The sequence below is a fragment of the Dietzia sp. B44 genome (assembly GCF_014145245.1).
GTDB lineage: Bacteria > Actinomycetota > Actinomycetes > Mycobacteriales > Mycobacteriaceae > Dietzia > Dietzia natronolimnaea.
The window spans coordinates 1-2,015 of the sequence record NZ_JAALEF010000436.1 but is presented as its reverse complement, the minus strand read 5'-3'; the positions used below and the strand labels follow the sequence as shown (position 1 = coordinate 2,015).

Genomic DNA, 2,015 nt, shown 5'->3' with positions numbered 1-2,015 from the left:
GCGACGAGTTCCGTGCGCTGGACGACCGCCGGCTCCTGGGGTTGACCTTCGTCGGTGGCCCGTGGTCCCGGATCGCCGCGGCTCCGCTGCTCCTCACGCGCGCCTAGACCGCGCCCGGCCCGCGGCGCGCGGCCGGATCGTCAGCGGTTCGACTCGTACCTCGCGGCCAGGCGCGAGAGCGTCTCGGTGATCCCGCCGGCGTTCTTCTCCGCCATCCCGACGCGCTCCATGACCCGCCCGATCTTCGACTCACGGTTGTCGAAGCTCTCGGTGACCTCGGTCCGCCCGTCGGCGGTCGGGGTGAACTCCCAGCGCCAGCGGTGCCCGGCGGGGTGGGCCCACTCGACGACCTTGAGCTCCGGGGTGTCGACATGCTCGGTCACCGTGGAGGTGATGCGGTACGGGACGCCGTACATCCGCATCCTCGTGGTGAACTTCGCACCCTCGGACAGGGCGGACGGACCCTTGACGTTGTCGCGGACCGTCCCCGATCCGTCGACGAGGCCGTGCTTCGCGGGGTCGTTGACCAGCGCGAACAACTCGTCGGCGGGGGCGTTGACGGTGACGCGCCGGGCGACGACGCGCGGTCCGCGGTCGACTGTGGTGATGGAGGTCATGGGTGGACCGGTCCTCTCGGGAGACGTCGATGACGGTGCAGACCACGAGGGGTCTCGGGTCGGTGGGCCTGCCTCCGGACCACCGTACGCCCGAGTTCCGCCACGTTCCCGGCGACCGCACCGAGGCCGGCGCCGATGACCAGGCCCGGGGCCAGGCCGGTCGGGCCGGCCACCGCGAGCCCGATGATCAGGCCGGCCCCGGCCCCGTAGACGAGTCCCAGGCCGACCAGTGGTCCGGCCGCACGCGATCTCATCACCTCACCGTAGACCCCGGCGCCGCGCTGACGAGGCGGTCACGCAGCGGTCTTGAGTCCGACCACCCCGCCGATGATCACCAGGAGGAAGACCACCTTGGCCGGCGAGACCGGTTCCGCGCCGGTGGCCATGGCGTACAGCACGGTCAGGGAGGCGCCGATGCCGACCCACACGGCGTAGGCGGTTCCCACCGGGAGGCCTCTCATCGCGTAGGCCAACCCGGCCATGCTCACGACCAGGGCGACCCCGAACACCACGGACGGGACGAGCCGGGTGAAGCCCTCGGATCTGCCCAACGCGGTGGCCCACACCGCCTCGAGGATCCCGGACAGAACGAGTACGAACCACGCCATGACAGCCTCCGGCGGGCCGTCTTGTCGCGCTCCGGGTACGGCGCCCCTCGTCCGGGAGACCCGTCCACGGGACTCTGGGGACCATGCTGGCACATCGGGAGCCGGTCCGACCGATCCGGACTCCGACCACAACCGGCGAATCCGTCTCCCCACCCGACCGACTGCGGCATCATCCCCGGTGCGCGACCCTCCGGACGACCGGATGGAGCGCCCCTCGAAAGGACCCCCTTGATCACCCTCACCGTCCTCTACGGAACCCCCGACGACGTCGAGAAGTTCGACGAGTACTACGACGGGACCCACATCCCCCTCGCCCGCGCGGTTCCGGGCCTCGACGACGCCAAGGTCACACGCTTCCTGCCCGGCCCGGACGGCTCCGCACCCGAGTTCCACCTGATGGCCCAGTTGTTCTTCGCGGACGCCGAGGCGATGGGAGCCGCGCTTGCGACGGACGAGGGCCGGGCACTGGTGGCGGACGGGGCGAACCTCGGGATCACCCCGACGATGCTCGTGGGCTCCACCGGGTAACCGCCGGGAACGCGCGGCCGCGGAGGGGCCGTGGGTACGGTGAGGCCACCATGACCCCTCACCACTCCCCCTCTGCGCGGCCGGACCGGGCATCCGTCCCCCCGTTGGCGGTGGCCGTGATCGGCGCCGGCGCGATCGGGACCGCGGTAGCGGAGGCACTGGAGAACGGCGACGTCCCCGGAGCGCGTCTGGTGGCGGTGCTCCGCTCGGGCAGCACGCGCGACGAGGTCGACGCGGCCGTCGATGCCGCCGACGTCCTGGT

The 2,015-nt window shown here is 72.0% G+C and carries 4 protein-coding genes, 1 pseudogene and 1 riboswitch; of the genes and pseudogenes, 2 read left to right on the top strand and 3 right to left on the bottom strand.

The features are described 5' to 3' along the window. Positions 1 to 140: 140 nt before the first annotated feature. The 3 genes from G6017_RS13665 to G6017_RS13655 are packed head-to-tail and all read right to left on the bottom strand — an operon-like array spanning position 141 to position 1,225. Entirely contained in the window at positions 141 to 617 is a 477-nt protein-coding gene (locus G6017_RS13665) for an SRPBCC family protein (RefSeq protein WP_182617841.1), read from the bottom strand. After that, entirely contained in the window at positions 614 to 871 is a 258-nt protein-coding gene (locus G6017_RS13660; protein WP_182611046.1) for a hypothetical protein, read from the bottom strand. The genes G6017_RS13665 and G6017_RS13660 overlap by 4 nt, the downstream gene beginning before the upstream one ends. Positions 872 to 910: 39 nt before the next feature. Next, the gene (locus G6017_RS13655) at positions 911 to 1,225 is read right to left on the bottom strand and encodes a DMT family transporter (RefSeq protein WP_179523245.1); all 315 of its coding nucleotides are present in this window, start codon (positions 1,223 to 1,225) and stop codon (positions 911 to 913) included. 10 nt (positions 1,226 to 1,235) lie between these two features. Further along, positions 1,236 to 1,303, bottom strand: a riboswitch (guanidine-III (ykkC-III) riboswitch). Between the two features lie 150 nt (positions 1,304 to 1,453). Between G6017_RS13655 and G6017_RS13650 the strand changes: the two genes are divergently transcribed. Beyond that, entirely contained in the window at positions 1,454 to 1,753 is a 300-nt protein-coding gene (locus G6017_RS13650) for an EthD family reductase (RefSeq protein WP_182611047.1), read from the top strand. A 50-nt stretch (positions 1,754 to 1,803) separates the two neighbouring features. After that, positions 1,804 to 2,015, top strand: a pseudogene (locus G6017_RS13645) (hypothetical protein); the annotation flags it as partial.

What these genes read in the sequence shown, in the direction of transcription:
- G6017_RS13665 (WP_182617841.1), bottom strand. Translation starts at nt 617, where the DNA reads ATGACCTCCATCACCACAGTCGACCGCGGACCGCGCGTCGTCGCCCGG.
- G6017_RS13660 (WP_182611046.1), bottom strand. Translation starts at nt 871, where the DNA reads ATGAGATCGCGTGCGGCCGGACCACTGGTCGGCCTGGGACTCGTCTAC.
- G6017_RS13655 (WP_179523245.1), bottom strand. Translation starts at nt 1,225, where the DNA reads ATGGCGTGGTTCGTACTCGTTCTGTCCGGGATCCTCGAGGCGGTGTGG.